General features: G+C 46.3%; 17 protein-coding genes. 11 read left to right on the top strand and 6 right to left on the bottom strand.

Annotated elements, in window-relative coordinates; all coding sequences use genetic code 11:
- Positions 1-80: 80 nt before the first annotated feature.
- The gene (hscA, locus tag IRJ16_RS00125) at positions 81-1964 is read left to right on the top strand and encodes a Fe-S protein assembly chaperone HscA (protein ID WP_194109485.1); all 1884 of its coding nucleotides are present in this window, start codon (positions 81-83) and stop codon (positions 1962-1964) included.
- A gap of 287 nt (positions 1965-2251) precedes the next feature.
- A complete protein-coding gene (locus IRJ16_RS00120; RefSeq protein ID WP_194109484.1) occupies positions 2252-2635 on the top strand; it encodes an SRPBCC domain-containing protein in 384 nt (127 codons plus the stop codon).
- A 109-nt stretch (positions 2636-2744) separates the two neighbouring features.
- On the opposite strand, the gene IRJ16_RS00115 is transcribed toward IRJ16_RS00120, so the two are convergent.
- The 3 genes from IRJ16_RS00115 to IRJ16_RS00105 all read right to left on the bottom strand — a co-directional run bounded on the left by IRJ16_RS00115 (position 2745) and on the right by IRJ16_RS00105 (position 6160).
- On the bottom strand, positions 2745-4097 hold the full coding sequence (locus IRJ16_RS00115) for an OmpA family protein (protein ID WP_194109483.1): 1353 nt from the start codon (positions 4095-4097) through the stop codon (positions 2745-2747).
- A gap of 343 nt (positions 4098-4440) precedes the next feature.
- Complete coding sequence (locus tag IRJ16_RS00110; RefSeq protein ID WP_194109482.1) at positions 4441-5619, bottom strand: trans-sulfuration enzyme family protein; 1179 nt, start codon at positions 5617-5619, stop codon at positions 4441-4443.
- A 109-nt stretch (positions 5620-5728) separates the two neighbouring features.
- Positions 5729-6160, bottom strand: a complete 432-nt coding sequence (locus tag IRJ16_RS00105; RefSeq protein ID WP_194109481.1) for an OsmC family protein — start codon at positions 6158-6160, stop codon at positions 5729-5731.
- Between the two features lie 85 nt (positions 6161-6245).
- Here IRJ16_RS00105 and IRJ16_RS00100 point away from each other — a divergent pair, with 85 nt between their 5' ends.
- Both IRJ16_RS00100 and IRJ16_RS00095 read left to right on the top strand, forming a co-directional pair.
- On the top strand, positions 6246-6722 hold the full coding sequence (locus IRJ16_RS00100; RefSeq protein ID WP_194109480.1) for a hypothetical protein: 477 nt from the start codon (positions 6246-6248) through the stop codon (positions 6720-6722).
- A 3-nt stretch (positions 6723-6725) separates the two neighbouring features.
- Positions 6726-7238 carry a hypothetical protein gene (locus tag IRJ16_RS00095; protein ID WP_194109479.1) on the top strand — a complete coding sequence of 171 codons (513 nt, stop codon included), beginning with the start codon at positions 6726-6728 and terminating at the stop codon, positions 7236-7238.
- Here the strand turns inward: IRJ16_RS00095 and IRJ16_RS00090 are convergent, their stop codons facing one another.
- Together IRJ16_RS00090 and IRJ16_RS00085 are read right to left on the bottom strand one after the other, a co-directional pair.
- Positions 7239-7688 carry a DinB family protein gene (locus tag IRJ16_RS00090; RefSeq protein WP_194109478.1) on the bottom strand — a complete coding sequence of 150 codons (450 nt, stop codon included), beginning with the start codon at positions 7686-7688 and terminating at the stop codon, positions 7239-7241.
- Positions 7685-8113 carry a DinB family protein gene (locus tag IRJ16_RS00085; RefSeq protein WP_194109477.1) on the bottom strand — a complete coding sequence of 143 codons (429 nt, stop codon included), beginning with the start codon at positions 8111-8113 and terminating at the stop codon, positions 7685-7687. Before IRJ16_RS00085 ends, IRJ16_RS00090 begins: the two co-directional genes overlap by 4 nt.
- Before the next feature lie 109 nt (positions 8114-8222).
- Here IRJ16_RS00085 and IRJ16_RS00080 point away from each other — a divergent pair, with 109 nt between their 5' ends.
- The 7 genes from IRJ16_RS00080 (at position 8223) to IRJ16_RS00050 (ending at position 22079) form a co-directional block, all read left to right on the top strand.
- Complete coding sequence (locus IRJ16_RS00080; RefSeq protein WP_194109476.1) at positions 8223-9461, top strand: nucleoside recognition domain-containing protein; 1239 nt, start codon at positions 8223-8225, stop codon at positions 9459-9461.
- Between the two features lie 7 nt (positions 9462-9468).
- Positions 9469-11511, top strand: coding sequence for a S9 family peptidase (locus tag IRJ16_RS00075; RefSeq protein ID WP_194109475.1), 2043 nt, complete (start codon positions 9469-9471; stop codon positions 11509-11511).
- A 152-nt stretch (positions 11512-11663) separates the two neighbouring features.
- The gene (locus tag IRJ16_RS00070; protein WP_194109474.1) at positions 11664-17723 is read left to right on the top strand and encodes a PKD domain-containing protein; all 6060 of its coding nucleotides are present in this window, start codon (positions 11664-11666) and stop codon (positions 17721-17723) included.
- A gap of 10 nt (positions 17724-17733) precedes the next feature.
- On the top strand, positions 17734-18771 hold the full coding sequence (locus IRJ16_RS00065; RefSeq protein WP_194109473.1) for a PorP/SprF family type IX secretion system membrane protein: 1038 nt from the start codon (positions 17734-17736) through the stop codon (positions 18769-18771).
- A 51-nt stretch (positions 18772-18822) separates the two neighbouring features.
- Entirely contained in the window at positions 18823-19236 is a 414-nt protein-coding gene (locus tag IRJ16_RS00060) for a hypothetical protein (RefSeq protein WP_194109472.1), read from the top strand.
- Positions 19237-19259: 23 nt separating this feature from the next.
- Positions 19260-19667 (top strand): OsmC family protein, encoded by a 408-nt coding sequence (locus tag IRJ16_RS00055; protein WP_194109471.1) that lies wholly within the window; start codon positions 19260-19262, stop codon positions 19665-19667.
- Between the two features lie 54 nt (positions 19668-19721).
- The gene (locus tag IRJ16_RS00050; RefSeq protein ID WP_194109470.1) at positions 19722-22079 is read left to right on the top strand and encodes a GAF domain-containing protein; all 2358 of its coding nucleotides are present in this window, start codon (positions 19722-19724) and stop codon (positions 22077-22079) included.
- On the opposite strand, the gene IRJ16_RS00045 is transcribed toward IRJ16_RS00050, so the two are convergent.
- Positions 22080-24674 carry a BamA/TamA family outer membrane protein gene (locus IRJ16_RS00045; protein WP_194109469.1) on the bottom strand — a complete coding sequence of 865 codons (2595 nt, stop codon included), beginning with the start codon at positions 24672-24674 and terminating at the stop codon, positions 22080-22082.
- Position 24675: the final 1 nt, after the last annotated feature.

Here is a 24675-nt window from a genome sequence, read left to right as displayed (position 1 = left end):
TCAACCCGCTAAAATTATAAACTACCATGACAAGCCGTCCGCGCAAACTGCTTATCTTTGGCGCTTGTTAGATCGCGTACATGGCTAAAGTTTCTATTAACCTGGCAACAGGTTCGCTCCAAAAAGAAGATATCATTGTGGGTATAGACCTGGGTACCACAAACTCGTTGGTGGCATTCATCAACCCCGATAAAAACCCGCAGGTGATCAATGATACCGGCAAAGGTGTATTGGTACCCTCGGTAGTTCACTTTGGCGCGGCCGGCGAGGTGACCGTTGGTAATGAAGCTAAAGATTATTTAACTACCGACCCTTCAAATACCATCTTCTCGGTTAAGCGTTTGTTAGGCCGTTCGTACAAAGACATCGAAAATTATAAAGACTTTTTCTCGTACCGCGTTATCGATGACAATACCGAAAGCCTGGTGAAGATCAAAGTAGGCGATAAATTCTATACCCCGATAGACCTATCGGGTGTGATCCTGAAAGAACTGAAAGACCGTGCCGAACACGCCCTGAAAACCCCGGTGAACCGCGCGGTGATCACCGTACCGGCCTACTTTAACGATAGTCAGCGCCAGGCCACCCGAGATGCTGGTAAACTTGCCGGATTGGACGTATTGCGCATTGTTAACGAACCTACTGCGGCGAGCCTTGCCTATGGCATTGGACTGAACCCTGAAGAAGTGAAGACCATTGCGGTTTATGACCTTGGCGGCGGCACTTTTGACGTTTCGATACTACAGATACAGAATGGCATCTTCGAGGTGCTATCAACCAATGGCGATACCTTTTTAGGCGGTGATGACTTTGACCGCGCCATCCTGAGCTATTGGATAGAACAGAACAAGCTGGACAAATACGCTTTGGCTAATGACAGCGCACTTACCCAGCAATTACGCCTGAAAGCCGAAGAAGCTAAGAAAGCCCTATCTAACCAAAATATCTTTAACGAGCAATTGGGCGACATTTGGTGTACACTCGATAAAGCCACCTTCGAGGGCCTGATCTTGCCAAAGGTGAAGCAGACCATCGAAGCTTGTAAGAACGCTTTGAAAGATGCCAAATTGAGCGTGGACGCGATCGATGAAGTGATCATGGTTGGCGGGTCCACCCGTACGCCACTGGTGAAAACCATGGTGTCGGAGTTTTTTGGTAAGCCTGTGCATGATGACGTTAACCCCGATCAGGTGGTGGCTTTAGGCGCTGCTATTCAGGCTGATATTTTGGCGGGTAACCGCCGAGACATTTTGTTGCTGGATGTTACACCATTATCGCTTGGTATCGAGACCATGGGCGGATTGATGGATGTGATCATCCCGCGTAACTCTAAAGTACCTACTAAGGCCGGCCGGCAGTACACCACCTCGATAGACGGCCAGGTGAACATGAAAATAGCCGTTTACCAGGGCGAACGCGACCTGATCAAAGAGAACCGTAAACTGGCCGAGTTTGATCTGAAAGGTATCCCGGCTATGCCAGCAGGTTTCCCTAAGGTAGATATCAACTTTTTGCTGAACGCAGATGGCATTCTGAAAGTGCAGGCGATAGAACTGCGTTCGGGCGTGAAGCAGGAGATCGACGTGAAACCTACTTACGGTATCACCGATGACCAGGTAGAGCAAATGCTGATCGACAGTATCACCCACGCAAAAGATGATGTAGCCCAGCGCATGATCATTGAGGCCCGTACCGAAGGCGAGCAGATGATCTACACCGCTAAACGCTTTATAGAAAAGAACGCGGAGTGGCTCTCTATCGCAGAGATAGCTGATACCCAAAAACTGATGGACAAATTGCAGGAAGTTTTAACATCGGGTGATAAGGACTTTATCCACAAAGCCATCGACGAACTGAACGAGTTCACCCGCCCATTTGCCGAACGCTTAATGGACCAAGCCATAGGTGCAGCCATGCGTGGCAAAAGCGTAGAGAACCCCGAGGGAGACGGTCAGGCTCAATAAGGATGTATCGGGCTACTTAGGCATCATTTGTGGCAATTCGGCTATTTACACCGGTATTGCGGGTGTGCTGAATGAAGTGTATGGCAGGACAGTATTACCGATAGGCGCGTTATAAACACGAGCGCTGTAGGTGTATACGGCGTGGGTGTATACACTACTTACACTAAATTTCATCTGACTATCAATCACTTAAAATTTCAACATATTGCAACCTTTGGCAGGTTTGCCCGTATTAGGTGTTTTTTTCAAGCAAAGCACATCATCGTTTTTATATTATCTTTGCCGCTGTGAAAGACTACAAAAAATACTATACAATACCGGCCACACCCGAAGAGATCTATCTGGCGCTGACCAATCCTTTTACCATCGAATTATGGACAGGTGAGCCGGCTGTGATGTCGACCGAACAGGGTACCGAGTTCTCCATGTGGGATGAAGCAATCGTGGGTAAGAACATCGAATTTGAGGAGAATAAAAAGGTAGTACAGCAATGGTATTTTGATGGGCAGGATGAACCTTCTATCGTCACTATAAAACTACATGCTGATAAGCAAGGCTCGTCTGTTGAATTGCGCCATACCAATATCCCCGACGAAGCCTATCAGGATATCACAGGCGGTTGGGACGAAGCCTATATGGGTGGACTGACCGACTTTTTTTCGAGTTTCTAAAAGCTATCCAACAATAATAAAGGCCCCTCACGATAATTCGCGAGGGGCCTTTTGCATTTTATAAGTGTTTGCTTCAGCTTGAACAGTCTGCTGTCAGCAAGCATTACTATTAATATAAGGTGAACTCTACCCTACGGTTCTGTTGACGGCCTTCGGCTGTTTTGTTAGACGCGATAGGCTGGTTCATACCGTAACCTGTAGCTTCGATACGTGACGCGTTAGCGCCTTTGCTCACCAGGAACGACTTGATAGACTCTGCACGGTCTTTTGATAAACGCATGTTCAACTGAGCTGAACCAGTGTTATCTGTGTGACCGGCCAACTTCAAGCTAAAGTTTTTGCTTACTAATAATTCAGCAACTTTCTCTAAGCTTGGTAAAGAGTTAGGGCGTAAAGTAGCTTTACCCAAGTCGAACTCTAAGTTAGAGATAGCGTCTTTCACTACTTTTTTATCCTCTTCGGTAATGTAAACGGTTTTAGTGATGGTCAATGGACAACCAGATCCGTCTACCTTAGTACCTGCTGGTGTGTTAGGGCACTTGTCAAAGAAATCCGGTACACCGTCAGCATCACTATCAGCAGTGAATTTGGTATTCAGAGCAGCAAGATTTGAGTTAGTGGTGTTCAGGTCGTTGCGTAAAGCAGCAGTGTTAGCTTTCTCGGCATCGATCTGGTTTTGCAACATCTTCTCTTTCATGGTGTACTCCATACGCATTGATGATACCGGGTTATGTGTAGCTAATTGCGGTTTAGAGCGTTTACCCAAGGCAAATTCTAAACCGGCGTGAGCATAAGAGAATTTATCTAAAGTAGAACCGGTGATGTTACCATCAAAATTGTCGTTATTAACAAAGTTCACCTGGTAACCTAAGTCGATATTAACGCCGGGCGCTACATTGAATTTAAAACCCGCACCTAAAGGGATGTAAAACTCGGTAGCATCATAGCTTAAGGTCGACGTTTTGGTACCGTTAACATCATAAGTGTTGGTGCGATAACCCATATAACCACCACCCGCGCTTAAGTAAGGTTGGATAGCGCTTTGGTTATGTCTCCAGCTGATGTTCGCTAATGTAAAAACTGCAGAAAGGTCGGCCGCGTAATCAACGTTTGTTTTGTAACTGTTATTGGCAGCCCCTACAACCGGATTACCATTACCGGCAAGCTGGCCACGGAAGAAATTACCTTGAAGACCAAATGAATGCAAAAACTGTTTTTTGATGTAAGCGCCGTAACCAAATTTAATATCGTTATTTGTCCAGTCCTCTTTACCGCGGAAGATGGTGTACTTAGATGTTCCAGCTCCGTAAAAGCCGAAAGACCATGTGCGATAAGCGCTGCCATCAGAAAATGGTTTTACGTAAGTTTCACGTGATAATGTGTCGGTAGATTGTGCTAATAAATTTCCTCCCAATAATAGGCCCACTGCCAGCATCGAGGTACGTTTTAAATGTAGTTTCATTTTAATAGGTTTTTATATTGTTTTGTTATTAAAACACTGATCACCTACCAATACAGATGCCATTAATTATAATAATTGCAATTTTAACTAATAGGCAACCGCCTTTCAACGTGGTTAAATGTTAGCTAATAGATTGATCTGTCGGCTTGATAACAGCCACTTCCGATGCACAACCACTACTTCAATAAGTGCTAAAATTGAGTATTAAGTAACCTGATAGCGCTGTCTCGATCAGTACTAAAAGCAATACAAGTTACCGGATAAGACTAATAACTGTAGCATCTGTTAAACAAAACGACCCGCCGGATGGGCGGGTCGTTGAATATATAAAAGGGTAGTTAGCTTACTTAGTAAGTTCTAATGCCTGGTTAATATCAGCAATAATATCATCAAACTTTTCCAAACCTGTTGATATACGGATCAGGCCCGGCGTAATGCCTACAGCTAAACGTTCTTCTTCGGTCAATTTAGAGTGAGTAGTGCTTGCGGGGTGTGAAGCTATACTACGACTATCGCCCAAATTGGCAGTAACAGAGAACAACTGCAGCGAGTCCAGGAATTTACGGCCTGCTTCTACCCCACCTTTAACCTCAAAACAAAGTACACCACCACCGGCCGACATTTGTTTGATAGCGATATCATACTGCGGGTGCCCTTTCAGGAAAGGATATTTTACCCACGATACATTCGGGTTGCTCTGCAAGCTCTCAGCAACGGCCAAGGCAGTTTTGCAATGGCGCTCCATGCGTACATCAAGGGTCTCTAAGCTCTTACTTAATACCCAGGCATTGAACGGCGATAAAGCCGGCCCTGTGTTACGGCAGAACAGGTAGATATCCTTGATCAGGTCGGCACGGCCAACAACCACGCCACCTAATACGCGGCCCTGACCGTCTATCCATTTGGTAGCCGAGTGGATCACCAGGTCGGCACCAAATTCGATAGGGCGTTGTAATAACGGGGTAGCAAAGCAGTTATCTACCGCCAAGATCAAATTGTGCTTTTTGCTGAACTGACCGAACCACTCCAGGTCCAATACCTCTAACTGCGGATTGGTGGGCGTTTCCAGGTAAACCATCTTGGTGTTTGGCTGGATGGCCGCTTCCCAGGCTTCTTTATCTTCAGATGCTACCAACGTACAGCTGATGCCATACTTAGGTAAAAACTTGTTCACGATGGTAAATGTACTGCCAAATACCGAACTACTGCACACCATGTGGTCACCCTGACTTAAAAGCGCCATCCAGGTACCAAAAATAGCGGCCATACCTGTCGCGGTAGCAAAACCGTCTTCGGCTTTCTCCAGCATCACCATCTTGGCAATAAATTCGTCAACGTTAGGGTTACTAAAACGGCTATAGATATTAGCGTCGTTCTCGTCGGCAAAAGCGCCGCGCATGGTCTCGGCCTCTTCAAAAATAAAGCTGCTGGTTAAATATAACGGCGTAGAATGCTCGTTCTGTTGGCTGCGCTCGGTCTGTATGCGGACAGCCTGGGTTATCGGGTCTAAATTTTCTAACATTTTTTTAGAGTCAAGAGCCAAGAGTCAAGAGTCAAGACACCTGTCCTGACCTATCATCTTATCTCCTTTTATTTTTTTGTCTTGTATCTTGATTCTATATTCTTGATTCTCAAGAAGCCGGGTGTATGATCACTTTCCATTTGATATCCGCGCCGCCTTTGGCTAAAGTAGCCGATACGGAGCAGTATTTATTTAAGGAAAGTTCTACCGCACGGTTGGCTTTGTCTTCGTCGATATCCCCATACAAATGAAACTCGATATCTACATCTTTCCATAGTGAAGGCTCTACACCTGCTTCGCGATCGCCGTTGATCACCATTTTATAGTCCTTAACGTCCTGGCGTTGTTTCTTCAGTATGCTGATCACGTCGATAGCCGAACATCCGCCTAAACCCATCAATAGCATCTGCATCGGGCGTACGCCAAAGTTTTTACCGCCGCTCTCGGGGCTGGTGTCCATTTTTACTGTATGTCCGTTCTGGTCGGTGGCCTCAAAGCCAAAATCGTCGCTAACGCGCGCGAGGTTGATAGTTACTGGCATAATAGATAAATGTTACAATGCAATGTCGGGTAAGTTAAATTGCGTTTCGCTAACTTACGAACATATTTTTTATATGTACAAACCTATGAAAAGGATCGGTTTTATATTGTCATTTTTATTACTTTCTTCGGTCGGCTACGCACAAAAACAGTTGATTTCCTACGAGGACCTGAAATACCTGATCGAGAACAACCTGGGCAAGGCCGATACCTTCTTTGTATCGAAAGGCTACACCATCACCAAACAGGACCTTAAAAAGAAGACCCGCGTTTATACGGCCAAATTCCCCGGCGGTACTAAAAGCGATATTAACATGCGGGCCGACGGCCGTAAGATGTTCGTAGAAATAGAGACCGACGAGATAGCGCAATACAATATGATCCACAACTCCATCGCTGCCTTCCTGATCAAGAACGGAGAACTGGCCGATGTGGAAACTTATAAGATCAAAGAGTTAGGCAACATCTACATTATGGTGAAGGATAAGTTCCCTTACAGCCCTATCCGTAAGGATTATGATATCCATTTGGTGGCTGATAAGAATATTATGAGTTATAATTGAGGTATGGAAGTTTTAAGCAACACAAGCGAGGTCTTAGAATTTAGCGCCAACAAGATCTATCTAAAAGATCGAACTTACCTACCGTGTGACCGGAGCGGCAGCATGACCTGGTTACCGATGGACGACGATACATTTACGCTGCTTTTCAACTATCAAATATCGGCGAAAGGTCTGAAATACAAGAGCCGGCTAACTGTAAACGCTAAGTTGGGCAACGTTGATGACGACGCGTTACAGGTATCGGCTATCATCAAAGGTTTTCAAAATGAAACTATCGAACGCTTAAAGCAGGAATTACCTTCTGTAGACTTCACACTTCCGCATGATGTTTTTTATCAAGGCGAACATTGCATGGCCCAAATTAAACGAAACCTTGAGGATGTTTTAGCCTTAACACCCAATAAAGATCTTACTGAAGAGGAGCGACAAGCGCGCCAAATGATCAACGATATTCACGCAAAGGTGTCGTCAAATTTTAAGACGAATGTTGTAGTGACAAAGGTGTTATCCCGATAACTACCTCACCCCCCATTCCCATATCCCAAATTGTATCTTCTTATCAACCATGTGCCCGTTCTGTTTAAGGCACAACATGACCTGCCCGCGGTGATGCGATTCGTGCGATATCAGATAGCCTAAAAATGCCGTGGCATTTGGCTTAAAGCCTTTGATCTTGCCTTCGCTCTTTTCGAATAATGTACTGATAGCTTCAGCGCTGGCGTTCAGTTCGGTCGTTAAAATATCTTTGGTGATGGCCTCTTTCTCTATCTTATTTAGCCCGTACATCAATTCCGGTGCAGCAACTTTAAGCCACAACAACCTTACATTATTGATGTGTGCGAAATGCTCGCCAACGGAACGGCCTTTGGATGCTGATATATCTTTCAGATACGTTTCGTCTATCGCGTTAAGCAAATAGATGTTGATCCGGTTATGGATCTGCCAGGTTTCGGTCAATTGATTCATGCGATGATCTGTTTAAAGTGGTTTTGCATGTGGGCTACGTAATCCCGGGCAATGAACTCGACGGTATTAAAACTTGGTTCGTAACGGCCATTATCGCAGGTGACCTGCCAGCGGTCCGGTGGGTAATCGTCCAGTACGCGCTGGATCTGGCCATTCAGTAATTGCCAAAGTTTGATGATATCCTCAACAGGCATTTCCTGATAGCGTTGCAGGGCAACCCATTCTTCCTGGTGGTAGATCAGCTTAAAATTCTGCTCGTAAGTGCAGCGGATAAAACGCTGCAGATTGATCTGGGCACTATCGCAAAGGTGCCCAATAATCTGCTTAGGCGACCATTTGCCGGGCGCGGGGTATTCTTCCCAGTTGATGGGATGGGTTTGCATCTGTTGCAGAAATTGGTCGACAGTACTTAATACAGGTATCATCAGTTACAATTGATCAGGTAAAAGTAAATATAGGCAGGCGGACGAATATAAAACAGGCTGTCCCAATTTTTTCTAAAAAAGAGTATCTTCAAACTTTTTAAAAAGCAGCATGGCACTAAACTATATCTGGGTAGCATTTTTCATTATCGCGTTCGTTATCGCGTTATTTAAGCTGATATTTTTAGGCGATACCGAGATCTTCGCCACGCTGGTCGAGGGGATGTTCAGTTCGTCCAAGTCTTCGGTAATGGACATCGCGCTGCCTTTGGTGGGTGCCATGGCGTTCTGGCTGGGTATCATGAATATCGGCGAGAAAGCCGGTGCTATCAACTTCCTGTCGCGCATTGTTGGCCCGTTCTTCAATCGCTTATTTCCAGAAGTACCTAAAGATCACCCGGCGGTCGGTCAAATGATGATGAATTTTTCGGCCAACCTGTTGGGTTTGGATAATGCAGCTACCCCGCTCGGCCTAAAAGCCATGGGTAGTTTGCAGGAACTAAATAAGGATAAAGACACCGCGTCCAACGCGCAGATCATGTTTTTGGTGTTGCATACCTCGGGCTTGCAGTTGTTACCTGTGACTATCATCGCCCAGCGCGCTATCCTGAATGCCCAGGACCCTACTGATGTTTTTATCCCTTGTATCATAGCTACTTATGTAGCTACAGTTGCAGGTATGCTTTTAGTAGCGGTGAAGCAACGAATTAACTTATTTGACCGCGTGATCCTAAGTTGGTTAGGAGGATTAACGCTTTTCATCACCGGGGTGATCTGGTATTTCACCGCTTACCTGACCAAGGCGCAGATCAGCGAAGTATCAAAGATCGTGAGTAACCTACTCATCTTTGCTATACCTGTCGTCTTCATTATCGGAGCATTGGTTAAGAAGGTTAACATTTTTGAGGCTTTTGTAGATGGCGCTAAAGCCGGTTTTGAAACGTCTGTAAAGATCATCCCCTATCTGGTGGGGATGTTGGTCGCCATCAGCCTGTTCAGAAACAGCGGCGCCTTGGGATACATTAACGATGGTGTACGTTATGCTGTCGCCGCGATGAACCTTGATACCCGTTTTGTTGATGCTATGCCTGTGGCTTATCTAAAACCACTAAGCGGATCAGGATCTAAAGCGATGATGATCGAGACCATGAAAACCTACGGCGTAGATAGTTTCCCGGGTAGGTTGGGCTGTGTATTTAACGGTTCTGCTGATACTACATTTTATATTGTTGCCCTTTATTTTGGGTCGGTAGGCATTAAAAAGTCGCGCTATGCTATACCTGCCGGCTTAGTTGCCGACCTTGCGGGCGTAATTGCTGCTATATTTGTTGCCTATTTATTTTTTGGATAAAAGAACTATGAAGAAACCTCTTTTGATATTGTTGACCATGACCGCGATGGGTGCACAAGCACAGGTAAAACAAAATTTAACCCCCGAAACCCTTTGGAAACTCGGTCGCTTAGGCAGCGAGAACATTACGCCCGACGGTAAACAAGTACTGTTCAGTGTGTCGCATCCAAATATGGAGCAGAACAAGTCGGATGTGCACTTTTATACTGTGCCGATAACCGGCGGGCCGATGAAGCAGATCACCAAAGAACCGGGCGGCAAGCAGATACTGGATGTAGCCGTTGGTGGTAAAGTTACCTACTTTGCTGATGGCATTATTTGGCAAATGAATATCGACGGCAGCAATGTCGCCAAGATCACTACTAATGCTTTAGAAGATATCGATAATGTTCGGCTATCGCCGGATGGCAAAAAGGTGATCTTTAGCCGCGAGGTTGATATGGAAAAGATCCAGGGTAAAGACAAATATGCCGACCTGCCTAAAAGTAATGCCTATGTGTTCACCGATCTTAACTTCCGCCATTGGGATACCTGGAACAGCGGCAAAGTATCGCACGTTTTTGTGGCCGATATTGCCGATGGCAAGATCACGAACGAGAAAGATATCCTTGCAGGCGAACCATACGATGTACCTCAAAAACCAAGCGGCGGTGTAGAGGATATGATCTTTAGCCACGACGGCAAAAGCATTGTTTATGTATGCAAAAAGAAAGTCGGCAAAGAGTACGCGCAAAGTACTAACACCAACTTGTACATTTACGATATCGAAAGCGGCAAGACCGCTAACCTGACCGAAGGGATGAATGGTTATGACACCGCGCCGTTATTCAGTCCGGACGGTACCAAGTTGGCCTGGCTGAGCATGAAAGAAGATGGCTTTGAGGCCGATAAAAACGACATTATTTTAAAAGATAAAAAGACCGGCAAACAAGTAAACCTGACCGAAAAATGGGATGAGTCTATCAGCGCCTTCCGGTTCAGTAATGACCAAAAGAAGATCTTTTTTTTGGCCGTTCACAACGGCACCGAGCAACTGTTCGAGATAGACCTGAGCAAAACTTTAGGTTCTGTCGACGCTATCAAACAGATCACCAAAGGTCAATGGGATGTGAACGGGATCGTAGCACAGGCCGCCAATACGTTGATCGTTAATAGAGTGGATATGAACCATGCCGCCGAAATGTACGCGGTAGATCTGTCCAATGGCGCTATGCATAAGATCACCACCATCAACGATAAAGCCTATGATGCTCTGAACCTAAGCGACGTTAAAGAACGCCACATTAAAACCACCGATGGTAAAGATATGCTGGCGTGGGTGATCTATCCGCCAAATTTTGATCCGGCTAAAAAATACCCTACGCTGTTGTATTGCCAGGGTGGCCCGCAATCGGCATTATCGCAATTTTATTCCTTCCGTTGGAATTTCCAGTTGATGGCAGCACAGGGTTATATCGTGATAGCGCCAAATCGCCGCGGTATGCCGGGCCACGGTGTAGAGTGGAACAAACAGATCAGCGGCGATTGGGGCGGGCAACCGATCAGGGACTACCTGTCGGCCATCGATGATATCGCCAAAGAATCTTATGTAGATAAAGCCCGTTTAGGTTGCGTTGGTGCAAGCTACGGTGGCTACTCGGTATTTATGCTGGCCGGGGTGCACAAGGGCCGCTTTAAAAGTTTCATCGCGCACGACGGTTTATTCGACCTGAAAAGCTGGTACGGCACTACCGAAGAACTTTGGTTCGCTAATAAAGATCTGGGTGGCAATTACTGGGATCACGGCAACAAAGTAGCAGCTAATACCTACGAGAATTTCAATCCATCAAACATGGTGAACAAATGGAATACGCCGATCATGATCATCCAGGGTGGTAAAGATTTCCGTGTGCCTATTGAGCAAGGTTTGCAGGCTTTCCAGGCGGCGCAGTTAAAAGGCATTAAGTCTAAGTTATTATACCTGCCTGAGGAAAACCATTGGGTAATAAAACCCCAAAATTCCATAGTGTGGCAGCGCGAATTCTACAATTGGTTAAAAGAGACCCTGTAGTAAGATATCCCGCCTTAACTATTTTCGGCTATTTTTCGTACAATGGTTAGCGTATTAACTATATCTTAATACGCTAACTGTTGTATTATTAGATAGTTGGCAATATGTTTGCTATCTTTGTTACTCTAATTAAGACTATTGATGGCGTGCGTATGAAGAAAATATACCCTGGGATATTTTTGTTAATTGTATTGTGCCTGGTCACTTTTGGCCAACGCGCTTTTTCTCAAACTATAGCGGTAACAAATTTCGATAACTCTATCGTTTATTCACCCGGTTCAAGCATCGGCGTACCAGTTCGCATTACTAATACCGGCGGTAATTTCATCGCCCAGGATAACACTTTTAGTCTCTTCTTATCTAACGCGGCGGGCGTTTACCCTGCTACCCCTATCGCTACTGTTCCGGCATTTTATATTACTTATATTAATGCTGTTATACCGCTCAGCACCTTGCCGGGAGCAGGTTATAAAGTAAAAATAACATCTTCGTCAAATCCGGGTGCAATTATTGGGGAGTCGGCCCCTTTTGCTGTGGCTGGCGGTGCTGCTATCAAGGCAGGGATCGAGCCCACAAACTCCTTACCGGTGATAGACGATGCTGTGTATGGGAGCTGTACTTCATCACAAGACAATTTCAGATTCGATTTTCGTTCTACCTCAACAGCAGGTACAACGGGGGCGGTCACCGTTGTGGATGAGACCGGCGCCACAGCTAATGTCGGTATCGCTTCGCTTACGGGTTCGTTCAGCACAACAACCAAAACTAATTTCACTGCCATAGTAAGGGCCGGCAACGGTTTGGTTAGCGGCACCCGGGCATATACTATTTTAAATAGCACGGTAAATAACAACATTGGTTCGGCTGGGCCAACAGCTACCTGTTTACCGTCGCAAGGGGCGACAGCTATACTAAGTTATAAGGTTGACGTGAGTATCCTTAAAACCAATTATCCGGGCAATAGATACTTGGTAACCTGGGGCGATGGAACAGCTGGTACTTTATATAATATATCCGAATTAGAGGCCAGTGGTGGTATCATCGCGCATACTTTCACCCGATCGTCTTGCGGAAACTTACCGGCTCCGGGTCAAAATAATAAGTTCGAGATCAAGATACAACCAACCAGCCCGTTCTGTAATAACGTGGGTACGCCCGCTTTAACTTACGCTACGGTATCATTAGCGCCTATTAACCGGATAACTCCTCCGGGGCCGGTCACCTGTACAGGTGCAGTAAGTTTCACCAATACATCATACCCCGGCGAAGACCCTAACAGTATTGCCGGCAATTGCCAGGACTTTGCCGGTGCCAGATACGCCTGGTCTGTAGATGGTACCGTGAGAGCACTTAATGTAGCCAGGGGCACTATCTTTACTGCCAATTTAACTCCGGGTAACCACGTTATCAAGCTGGCTTTACTTAATAACCCCAACCCTATCTGCCCGGTCGAGGATGCCACTTACACCATTTGTGTGCAAGACCCGCCCAAGCCCGATTTTACGCTGTCAGCACCGCAAGTTTGCGCATCGCCGGGGGTAACTATTACAAATACATCGATCACTGATAACTTGTGCTCGGCCCCTGTATTTAACTGGACCGTAACCGCACCTGCGGGCGCTGTACCTGTTACCACAAGCGGTGGTACCACCCTGCAAAGCGCCGAACCAAAATTTGTTTTTGTTACAGCCGGCAGATACACACTAACACTTACTATGCCCGATGCCTGCGGTCGCACATATACCAAAACGCTCCCGGTCATTATAGATGCCAATCCTACCGTTGCATTATCGGCCAACGTTGCTTTTTGCGGTCCGCAGGTGTTGACTTTTGGTAATACCGCGGGCAGTTCTACAAGGGTTACTTATTCGGGATCGGGCGATCCGGCGGCTGCTACCTATCAGTGGACCGTAACACCCCCTGCCGGCGCAGGTGCACCTACGTTTATTAACGGCACCAACGCTAATAGCCAGTACCCGCAGATCAGTTTTCCGGGGTTTGGCAATTACACCGTCACTGTAAGGCATACTAATAGCTGCGGGAGCCCAACTGCTTCGCAGGTGATCAATATACAGCAGGCACCGGCCGTTAGCGCCGGGGCGGATGCAACGGTTTGTGCATCAGCAGGTAGCTTTGTTTTGGCCGGTAGCATTAGCGATATGGCCAGCGTGGTATCTTACCAATGGTCTACCAATGGCGATGGTACTTTTGTTAATGGCAATTCATCACTTACACCAACTTATAATTTAGGTACTAACGATAAACGAGGTGGCCCGGTGCGGCTGACACTTACCGTTCGAACCAACCTGATCGGCGCTTGCAGCACCATTATACAAGCCATGACGCTGAACGTTACGCCGACACCGGTGGTAACCTCGGCTGCAACTTTGGCATTATGTTCGGGCAATACGCTTAATTACAATATCACCGCAATCGATCCGGCAAGTACTTTTGTATGGACGGCGACAGGGACGACCAATATTACCGGTTTTGCCGGCGGTGGCACAGGAAATAGCATCAATGATCTGCTGACCAACTCAGATCCAATAAATACAGGGACGGTCACCTACACTATTACGCCAACGGCTAACGGTTGCCCGGGTAAGCCGTTCACCTTAACGGTCACTGTGGATCCAAAGCCGGTATTAACGCTAAGCAACCTGGGTATTTGCAGTGGCAGACCTGCAGGTATCACATTGAACCCGGCGATGCGATACAGCTGGACATCGGCCGTGATCAGCGGAACAGTTAGTGGTAACGGCGGACAATTCCCCGCCATTAACACCGCCGGCATCAATGATATTTTAACAAACACAGGCACTACACAAGCCGTAGTCAGATATACCGTCACCCCGATCAGTGCCAGTGGTTGCCCCGGTGATCCTGCAACTGTTGACGTAACCGTTGAACCACAGCCAACGCAACCCGTATTTAGCCAACCTACCGTTGCCGTGTGCGATGTAACATCCTATCAACTGAATGGCACAAACCCTATAGTTGGTGCCGGCCGGTGGACCGAGACCAGCGGAAAGACCGTAACCTTTAGTGATGCGACCAATGCTGCCAGTACGGTTAGCGGTTTAGTAGCGGGCACGATTTATCAGTTCACCTGGACGATATCTACCGCTTGCTCATCAAATGACGCGAGTTTCCAACTGACCAATAATTTACCGTCGGTAGGTGGTACTGCATCGTCGGCAAATACAACCATATGTTACAACAGCAACGGCACCATTACACTATCCGGCCATGTGGGCAGTGTAATGGCCTGGCAACAGTCAACAGATAACGGCGTTACCTGGCAAACCATTGCCGGTAATAATACCAACCCATCTTACGCTTACAACAGCCTTACCCAAACCACCGCTTTTAGGGCGGTAGTACAAAACGGTAGTTGTGCGATAGCTAACTCGGCACAGGTGGTCATCACCGTAAACCCGCCTACCGTAGTACCGAACGCAGGTGCCGACCAAACACTCTGTAACCAAAACACGGTAACCCTTCAAGGCAATAGCCCGGGCGCATCGACAGGGATGTGGACCCAAAAAGCAGGCCCGACCGCCGGGGTGACCATCACTGATCCAACATCACCCAATACTACCGTAACAGGATTAACAGGCGGCCAAACATATACTTTTACATGGACCATAATGGGCCAGCCGCCTTGCGGTAATTTGTTTGACGATGTGGTGATCACCAACCAATCGCTGATGACCAATACCATCAGCTATACCGGAAACACAACGATATGCGCGGGTACATCTGTCACCATTGGCGGTAGCACGCCATCCGGAGGGACACCGCCGTACACTTATATTTGGGAAAGCAGCGTTAACGGTGGCACAAGCTGGGTTACCATTAACGGGCAGACCGGGCAAAACATTACGGTAATGCCTTTGCAAAATACAGAGTACCGCCGTACGGTATTTTCAAACCTGAATACTTGTAGCGTTGTCAGCAATAGCATTACCATAAACACCCAGGTGGCTTTGGCTAACAACAGCATCAGCACCACGGTAAACCCTGTTTGCTACAACACTACTGCGGCACTGATCACCGGTAGTACCCCGACAGGCGGCGACGGCATTTACTTTTATACCTGGCAACAAAGTACTGATGGCGTTAATTTTACCACTATCGCTAACGCGACAGGGAAAGACTATCAGCCCGGAGTATTGACCGCCAATGTGGTTTACAGGCGATCTGTAAGGACCACTTTGTGCAGCGGTGCATTAGCCAGCACCAGTGCCCCGCTTACTATTAACGTAACCCTGCCATTGGTGGCCAATTTTACAGCTACCAAACAGGCAGATTGTGCACCTTTCAATATCAGTTCGCTGATCGTTAAGGCCACGCCGGATAACAATGCACAAACCTACACCTGGTTCGCTAATAATGTACAGATCGGTACCGGGCTGCTTTTCCCGGGCTATACCATAACCGGGCAAGGCCAAACGGTGAATATTAAATTGGTGATCACCAGTACACTTGGTTGCCCGGATGCCAGTTTCTCGTTAGATTTTTCGACTACGATACAATCTACCGCAGCTTTTACTATAGATAAAACCACAGGCTGCGGTCCATTGGCGGTTAATTTCACCAACACCTCTACTCCTATTGCCGGCGGTAGTTTTACCTGGGACTTTGGCGACGGCAGCCCTGTTTACAACGGCCCTACCCCACCTGCCCACACTTTCCAGCCTGATCCTAATGGCAGGGATATTACCTACACGATCAAACTGATCGCGAACGGCTGTTCGCCAACTACAGACAGTAAGATAGTTACCGTATATCCGGCTAAACCGGCTCCGATCATTGACCCGGGACCGCTGACGGGTTGCGCGCCTTACGCCATTACCGTAAAGAATTTAACCCTGGGCACTAATACCAGATACGATTATTACTTGTTTGACGAGAATAATGTACTGGCCGAACGCATCACCAGGACGGATAAGTCGGATGTGACCTTTAATGCCATTGCCGCCACCTCGGTACAAAAAAGATATACTGTTTATATGGAGGCTGCCGGCCTGTGCGGAGCGACTAATCGAAGCATCGTTTATCCAATCACCATCACGCCGTCGGGCATACAAGCTAAGATGACCGTTACCCCAACTACACCGGGTGGTTTGGTAGCGGGCTGTGCGCCATTCGAAGTGAATTTTCATAATCTTTCTACGGGTGGCAGGCAATACGTTTATAATATTTACGATGCCAACCACAAGCTAATCGAACCGATATTGAATAACGGTTTGGACCCGCAACCTAAAACTTTTTTAACCCCAGGTACATATTATGTTAGCATTGGCGTATTCAGTAACTGTAGCACCGGTATAGAGTCTGCAAAAACGCAGATCATCGTTTATCCTTTATCTGCGCCGAATTTTACGGCCGACGTTACTACAGGTTGTACCGAACTAACGGTAAAGTTTACCAACACCACTCCGGCTTTGGCCAATTCGTCCATATCATACGTTTGGGATTTTGGTGACGGCAGCCCGCTCTCGACGGCGGTAAACCCGACCCATACCTATGCGGCCCGCACTGCGCCATACAATGTCAAGCTTACGGCACGCAGCAGTTTTGGTTGTATGCAAACAGAAACTAAAGTTGAAATGATCAAAGTGAACCTGCCGCCGCAAAGTGATTTCACCGCGTCGCAAGGTTTAGTCACCGAGATACCTAACTACACCTTTAATTTTCAGGATAAAAGCAAATTGGCACCCGTAAGCTGGTTTTGGGAGTTTGGTGATAAGACAACATCTACATTACAGAACCCAAGCCATACCTATGCCGATACCGGCAGATATGTGGTAAAACTGACCACCTATTCGCAATTTGGCTGTACCGACGGCAAGACCTATACCGTACAAGTTAAAGGCGTGCCGGGCCAGTTATTTGTGCCGAATGCCTTTATGCCATCCAGCTTATCGCAGGAGCTGAGGAAATTCACGGTCAAGGGGTCCGGACTTAAAACTTTCGCCATGCGGATATTCAATATTTGGGGCCAAATGGTATTCGAGACCACCAAGCTGAACGAGAAAGGCGAACCAATAGAGTTTTGGGACGGCACATTTAAAGGCGCGGATGCTCAGCAAGGAGCTTATGCCTGGGAAATATCAGCAACATTTATTAACGGTACGGATTGGAAAGGGATGGTCTTTAGGAATGGTAGTCCGAAACGGGCAGGTACGTTAAACCTAATTAGATAAGGGTATAGTGATGAAAGGAATAGTAAGAATAATTTTAACATGTGTGCTGGCTTTGGGTATCTCTATCGCCAAAGCTCAGGATCATCAATACTCGCAATTCTTTAATTCGCCGGTGTACCTTAATCCGGCACTTAACGGCCAGTTTGAAGGTGACCTGCGTATGAACATGATCTACCGCAACCAATGGACCAGCCTTGGTAACGGGCCTAAATACTTCAGCGCTTCTATAGACTATAACGTACCGCAGTTTGGCGGCGGTATAGGCCTGCTTTTCACCCGTGGTACCGAAGGGCCTGCTTATCTTAATAAAAACAACTTATCGGGGATATATTCGTACAGCGTTGGCTCGTCAGACTATGTATTGTCGTTCGGCATACAGGCGGGCGTTACCAACCGCAGTATCGATTATAACAACCTGGTGTTCAGTGATCAAATAGACAATCGTTTAGGCTTCGATCCGTCAAGGGTGTCCGCCGCCGAAATGCCTGTGTTTAATAATAAGTTCTATTTCGATACAGGTGCAGGCATCAACTTGGTAGCCGGTAACCTGATGATCGGCGGCGCGGTGCAACACTTAAACAAACCGAACGAATCGTTCACCGGGGCATCGGCTTTGTTGCCGCGCCGGATAACCGGTCACCTGAGTTACATGTGGGACCTGAATAAATGGGAAAATATTGATGACGGGGATAAGTCTTACTTCATCCCGTCAGTAGTATATTACAAACAATATAACCTCAATTCGGTCAGCGCTGGTATCCAATACAAACGCCGTTCGGTAAACGCCGGAGTTTATTATCGCAGCGGCGGAGAGGCTGGTCGGCCGAGTGCTATCGTCTTCTCACTGATCTTTGATATTTTCTCTAACAGGGACACGGGCGAAAAATTACGCTTCGGCCTTAGCCATGATGCGCCGTCATCTAAATTATCATATGGTAACACCAGCGGTACTACCGAGGGCAGTTTTTCTTACGAGACGCCATTGAACAATCGCTTTGGGGAGTATCACCGGTTTGAAGGCGCCAGAAGGTGCTACGAATTTTATTGAAGATATATTTCGTTATTAGTATATTTGTTTTCTAATTAATTAAACTTAACGATGGCGAAAAGTTACCTTGAGAGTAAGGATCAAAAAAAGAAGTCTACCCGTAATGTATTACTTCTTTTGATGTTCCTTGGTATGATCTTCCTTTTTATCGTGATAAAATTCGCCATGAACGGTGGTAACTCATTTAGCGCTACCGGCCTGCCTACTAACGAAGATGCTTACAGCGTATCGCAGGATATGATCCGCTCTACCGTGCGGTCCCCCAACGTTGATTTTCCTGCCGATGGTTTCCAGATAGGTAAAAAAAGTGATTCAATTTACATTGTACGCACCGCTGCGGAACTGGAAGATGATGGTGGTACCAAAAAAAGTGTTAGCTTTAAAGTGTTGATGGAATACAAAGGCGGCAAGCAAAACGAAATGAAGAATTGGTCGTTGCTGAACATCAGCGAAGAACAACACTAATTTCATCTACTTTCTCTGACATCATGACAGCACCTGAAAATGCTATTGCCACAGCACGGTCAATAATTAGCAAAAGCCAGTATCAAACGGTAATTACCAGCGGCAAACACGCCATTATTGCCGACGAGCCGGAGAACCACGAAGGCTCGGATACCGGTATGACACCTAAGGAATTGTTGCTGGCCAGCCTAAGCAGTTGCACAGCCATAACGTTGCAAATGTACATTAAACGCAAGATGTGGATAGTGGACGAGGTTACCATCGACCAGGAGCTGTACACTATTGGAAAAGGCACTTTTATAAAAAGCTATGTAAGTGTTAAGGGCGAGGTGAGTGACGAACAAATACAACGCTTGCACCAAATTGCCGATGTTTGCCCTGTACACAAAATGCTCACCGGCGAAATTATTATCGAAACCGTAATGCGCTAAGCATTTATGGTACGATATTTATGGTTACTTAGTGTTGCTTAACGTTTACCATTAATGCTTATTCCGCAGTTTTTAGACAATCCCTTCAAGATCGAGCTGTCCTTTCATAAGATCATTGAGAGATACGAAGATATTGCCGCTAATGCCACGGGATACGAGGCCGAACGCGCCAAGTCGATCTTAAAAGAAATTAGCCCCTACCCCGAACTGCGCGACGGCTTTGTTAGTGCCGAACAAATAGAGCAGGATGCTGAAGTAATATCGCATCTGCTTGCCGAGATCTTCCCAGCGATCTTGACCGATAACGAGATCAAAGCGGTATCGCTGCCATTTCTTAATATTAACTTTAATCATACCCGGCGCTTTAAAAGCATTCTTGATGCTGCGGGGAAAGAATTCGACCTGAATATCCGGGATTTTGATGAGCATCAATTTTATATCGCCAGCTGCTGCATCATCCTTAACGAATTTTACGGCACGCAACTTAATTTTAGCAAACCGCTTTTTGCCGATATACCTGATGCCCGTGGCATCATGAAACATTACCGCATCCTGTATAATGCCGATTTTGTAGAGATAGTCGCGACGGAAAATGCCCCCATACTAACACAAAAAGATCTGAATAAGTTGATGAACAACTACGATGATCTTGCACTTTGGAAAAAGACCTTCCCCTCGGGTGCATGGATATTGAAGGGGTTCTCGCTCATGTCATTAGTAGATGTGACGGTAGAGAACGCGGTATCATCATTAAAAAGCAGCTTGTTGGGTACTGATAACGCACCCGATCTGCAGGACAGCATGAGTTCGATATTTAAATCGATATTCAAAGTCACTGATATCGATATCGGCTTTACATCGTACGATCAGGAAGAAGGTCGGTTCTCGAGTAAAGTTTTTGGGCAAAAGACCAAAAGTTATATGATGAGCGGCAAACCGGATCAGGAATGTGACGAGGCATTATGCTCTAAATCGTTCAATAAGATCATCAAACGCGGCTCGTACTTCGCGATAGCTGATGTGGATGATTTTACTTTAAAAAACCCCGACAGTTGCCTCGGGCAGCAGTTACAGCAGCAAGGCATCAAGAGTGCTATTCTTGCCCCAGTGATCAAGAATGATCAATTATTGGGAATATTGGAGCTGGTATCGCACCGGGCTAAAGAGTTCAATAGTGTGAACGCGCACAAGTTAGAAGTGGCTATGCCGTACATTGTGGACAGCATAGATCGTAAGCTTACCGATATACAAAACAAGATCGCTGCGGTCATCCAAAATTACTATACCACGCTGCACCCAAGCGTCGACTGGAAATTTCAACGCGAGGCGCAGAATTATATCCAAAAGACAAGCGCAGGGATAAACTACACTTTAAAAGAGATCGTTTTTAAAGATGTTTACCCGTTGTACGGTCAGGTTGATATTAAGGATTCGTCTATCACGCGTAACAAAAGCGTGATCACCGACCTGACAGGTCAATTGAACCAATTAGTGTATCTGTTGAAGCAAGTGGAACAATACACTTCGGTATTTTTGATAGAGCAGCACCTGAATGATCTGCAAGGTTTTGTAGAAGACCTTACGGAGAATATCAAAGCGGATTCGGAACAATCTGTCAAAAATTACCTTGCTACGTGGATCTATCCTTTGTTACGCCATGAATCAGGATATTCTGTAAATCTGCAAGAGGAGATAGCGCATTACTTTGAGCAGATAGATGAAGTGACGGGCGAGTTTCATTTGAACAGGCGGAGCTATGAAAAAACGCTGTCGCTGATCAACGAGAAGTTGGCTGTTATTATGGATAAACGCCAGGATGAAGCTCAAAAATATTTTCCGCATTACTTTGAGCGCTTTAAAACAGACGGCGTTGAGCATAACTTATACATCGGCGCAACTATAGCGCCCAAATTGAACTTTGCAGAGAAAGACCTAAGGCGGCTACGTTTATGGCAGTTAATGGTCATTGCCGAAATGTCGATAGAGCATCACCACCTAAAACAAACGCTACCTTTTCCGCTGGATGTTACGTCACTGATATTGGTATTTAGCAATCCTATATCCATTCGTTTCAGAATGGACGAAAAACATTTTGATATTGATGGCGCTTATAATGTGCGTTATGAGGTGATCAAAAAGCGGATAGATAAATCGCGCGTTTTAGGCACAAATGAGCGGATAACTCAGCCGGGCAAGATCACTATCATCTATTCTAAGACCGAAGAAGAAGCAGAATACTCACATTATATAAATATCCTGCAAAGGCAAGGTGTGATCGGTAACCTGGTAGAAAATTTTGAAGTAGAAGATCTGCAAGGAGTTTCGGGTTTAAAAGCGTTACGTTTAACTGTACAGGCAGAACACAACCTGGAATGGTTGCGCAACTTTAACTACCAGGAACTATACAAGTGATCAAAACCTGAACCCTGCTGATACGTAAGGATAGACACCTTCGTTAGAGAACCCAACAAGTCCCTGTACTAACACCAACTGGCCCGGTAAAAAGAAAAAGCCGCCGCCGTAACCAACGTGAAGTTTGTCTGATGCCTCGCCCGGTGACCACACGCGGCCAATATCGTTAAAGCCGATCAATCCGATAGTACCCGGCAACAAGTAGGACCTTACATCGGCGATCTTCATCCTTAACTCAAGATTATTAAAGGCCATCGTTTTGCCGGTAAAGCGCCAGCTGTAATAACCACGCAGGTTTTGGTTGCCGCCCAGTTTTAATTGCTGAAAGTAAGCGGCGCTGCCAATGGTTGTGCCACCTCCTATCCTATTGGCAATTACAAATGTAGAGTCACCGGTGGGGCGGATAAAAAAACTTAACTCGGTCTGTAGTTGTCCGTAGCTGCGAGCGTCGTTATCCAAGCTCTTCATGGCTGTTAACGATGTATGCCACCTGATCCCCCTGGTCGGGACGATACTTTTATTACGGGTATCAAGCGTAGTAGAACTGACCAAGCCGACTATCCCCTGCCCATGAAAAACATCCTGATCTGGATGCTGCTGATCATAAATATTCAGGTAACGGTTAGCGTTATCGTCGCTATCTGCATTATAGTATGCTCCGGCAATACCGGCAGTCACCGTCCAATCATTAATGGCCCGACGCAAGCGGATATCCGTCGACATATAATTATACACGTTACGATAGTAACGACTTTTCATAGTGCCGGAGTTAACGAACTGGCTGTTGTTACCGACACCAAAAAAGAAAGTAGTGTAATTAGGACCCATACTGGTGACATTCACTAACAGGTCGTTCTTTCTTATCGCTTTAATAAATTCGCCATTATAGGCTACCAATAAAGCGTGGGCACCAAATCCATAATTTAAAGTCACGCTTTGTTGAGAAGCGTAAGGCTCTTTACGGAAGCCCTGCTTTTGCCAAATAAATTTACCGAGGAACTGTACACCGTAATCGCGGTTGTAACTTCCCAATATCAGCGGTTGAAAGAAATCGTACACATAACTTTTACGGTTATAGTTGTTCACTATCGTATCGGTTGAGGTACGTATATGGGCATTACCATATTTTGGAAGCTTGTTTTTCTCGTCCGATCGGTCGTAAACATACAGATTGTTCTTGCCGGTGATGTTGCTGTCTATTTTAAACTTATCCTCATCATTACCGCCTATCATGCGCACAGTTATCCCCGGTTGGGTGCGGCCATGCACCTTAAAGTCGTCCTCGCCGCCCATGCCGTAAATGCGTATCTCGTTAGTTATTTCGGGGATGAAGGTCCGTTTGTAGATGACCTGCTCCTTTTCTCCGTCCTTTTTTTGCTTATTAATGGTGACGGTAAGTTTGCCGTTGGCTTCGTTAGTAATGTCGATAAATTCGTGCTTGTCAGTACCTACTATCTCCACCACTTTAGCTAAAAAGCGATAGTATTCAATACCGGTCGTCATCAACTCATCCCGGCGCGACTTCATTTTTTTGATCAGGTCGTTGCCGCACATCTTATAGATAGTATCAGGCATACGCTTCATCGACCGGGTGATCAATCCATCCGACAGCTTATTCTGTACCTCTTGGATAGCTTCACGCCAGTCCTGCTCATCCAACCGTGTCATAAATTCTCGGTCGATGTAGCGGGCGTTGAAATTCCACTTGGTTACCGAGCGGATATGGCTTTCATAACTCTGAAATTTGGACATCAACAAATGATGCGATACCAGCCACGGCACAATACCAGAAGTTGTGTAAAACACCTGGTCTCGGTCACGCGGTACGGGTTTATAGATAGCGCCGGTGTCGTCTTTGGTCTTCTCCCAGCGCCATTGGTCAGAGTGGCGATCCCAATCGCCCACCACCATATCCAACAAACGAGCACGGAGATACATTTTTTGATCAAGGCGGTTATCGTTATCCTCCATCAACTTCTCGCGCAGCTTATCGGTGTTATCGGTCTTTTTAGCGTCCAGCGGTTCACGTTCCTCGAACAGGAAGACCTGGTTAGCAAAGTTCTTTTGATACTCGCCAAAAGCTGGATCATCAGGTACGTAAACTATCTCGGGGTTGGCATGCGGGATACCTAAAGCCTCGGCCAATGGCGGAACGACCACCGCCGAGAAAGGGTGCTCGGCCACTACCTGGTCCTGAATGATATCTGCCGCGATAGTTTTGCGCAATGTTGGCGGCAACGCTTTATCAGGATATTTTTGGATGGTACGGATCACCCACTCCTGCCCGGTCGGGTCTTCTAACCTAAGGGATTTGGTTTGTTGCCCTCCGCCTAATTGAGTAATCTTTAATCCGCCTTTTTCCTTCTTGATATTAAGGATGCGCATTTTTACCGGGGTTGACCACAGTTTGCGGTACCCCTCACCAAATACTATACGGTGTGCCTTCGATGCCTTATCATAAATAGGTTCAACAGCGATGGTAATACTATCGGCAGTAGATGAACGTGTTTGTGAGAACCCCGGATCTGGGAATGATAAACTTAACGCGACAAAAGCGATGCGGGTTAGGTGACCGTACAGAGACGAAAACGCCATT

The organism is Mucilaginibacter myungsuensis (assembly GCF_015222005.1).
Classification (GTDB): domain Bacteria; phylum Bacteroidota; class Bacteroidia; order Sphingobacteriales; family Sphingobacteriaceae; genus Mucilaginibacter; species Mucilaginibacter myungsuensis.
This window is presented reverse-complemented; position numbering and strand designations above follow the sequence as displayed.

Coding starts and splice junctions, on each gene's coding strand:
- IRJ16_RS00050 (WP_194109470.1), top strand. CDS start 19,722: ATGCTTATTCCGCAGTTTTTAGACAATCCCTTCAAGATCGAGCTGTCC.
- IRJ16_RS00045 (WP_194109469.1), bottom strand. CDS start 24,674: ATGGCGTTTTCGTCTCTGTACGGTCACCTAACCCGCATCGCTTTTGTC.
- hscA (WP_194109485.1), top strand. CDS start 81: ATGGCTAAAGTTTCTATTAACCTGGCAACAGGTTCGCTCCAAAAAGAA.
- IRJ16_RS00115 (WP_194109483.1), bottom strand. CDS start 4,097: ATGAAACTACATTTAAAACGTACCTCGATGCTGGCAGTGGGCCTATTA.
- IRJ16_RS00075 (WP_194109475.1), top strand. CDS start 9,469: ATGAAGAAACCTCTTTTGATATTGTTGACCATGACCGCGATGGGTGCA.
- IRJ16_RS00060 (WP_194109472.1), top strand. CDS start 18,823: ATGGCGAAAAGTTACCTTGAGAGTAAGGATCAAAAAAAGAAGTCTACC.
- IRJ16_RS00085 (WP_194109477.1), bottom strand. CDS start 8,113: ATGATACCTGTATTAAGTACTGTCGACCAATTTCTGCAACAGATGCAA.
- IRJ16_RS00090 (WP_194109478.1), bottom strand. CDS start 7,688: ATGAATCAATTGACCGAAACCTGGCAGATCCATAACCGGATCAACATC.
- IRJ16_RS00065 (WP_194109473.1), top strand. CDS start 17,734: ATGAAAGGAATAGTAAGAATAATTTTAACATGTGTGCTGGCTTTGGGT.
- IRJ16_RS00095 (WP_194109479.1), top strand. CDS start 6,726: ATGGAAGTTTTAAGCAACACAAGCGAGGTCTTAGAATTTAGCGCCAAC.
- IRJ16_RS00070 (WP_194109474.1), top strand. CDS start 11,664: ATGAAGAAAATATACCCTGGGATATTTTTGTTAATTGTATTGTGCCTG.
- IRJ16_RS00055 (WP_194109471.1), top strand. CDS start 19,260: ATGACAGCACCTGAAAATGCTATTGCCACAGCACGGTCAATAATTAGC.
- IRJ16_RS00105 (WP_194109481.1), bottom strand. CDS start 6,160: ATGCCAGTAACTATCAACCTCGCGCGCGTTAGCGACGATTTTGGCTTT.
- IRJ16_RS00100 (WP_194109480.1), top strand. CDS start 6,246: ATGAAAAGGATCGGTTTTATATTGTCATTTTTATTACTTTCTTCGGTC.
- IRJ16_RS00080 (WP_194109476.1), top strand. CDS start 8,223: ATGGCACTAAACTATATCTGGGTAGCATTTTTCATTATCGCGTTCGTT.
- IRJ16_RS00110 (WP_194109482.1), bottom strand. CDS start 5,619: ATGTTAGAAAATTTAGACCCGATAACCCAGGCTGTCCGCATACAGACC.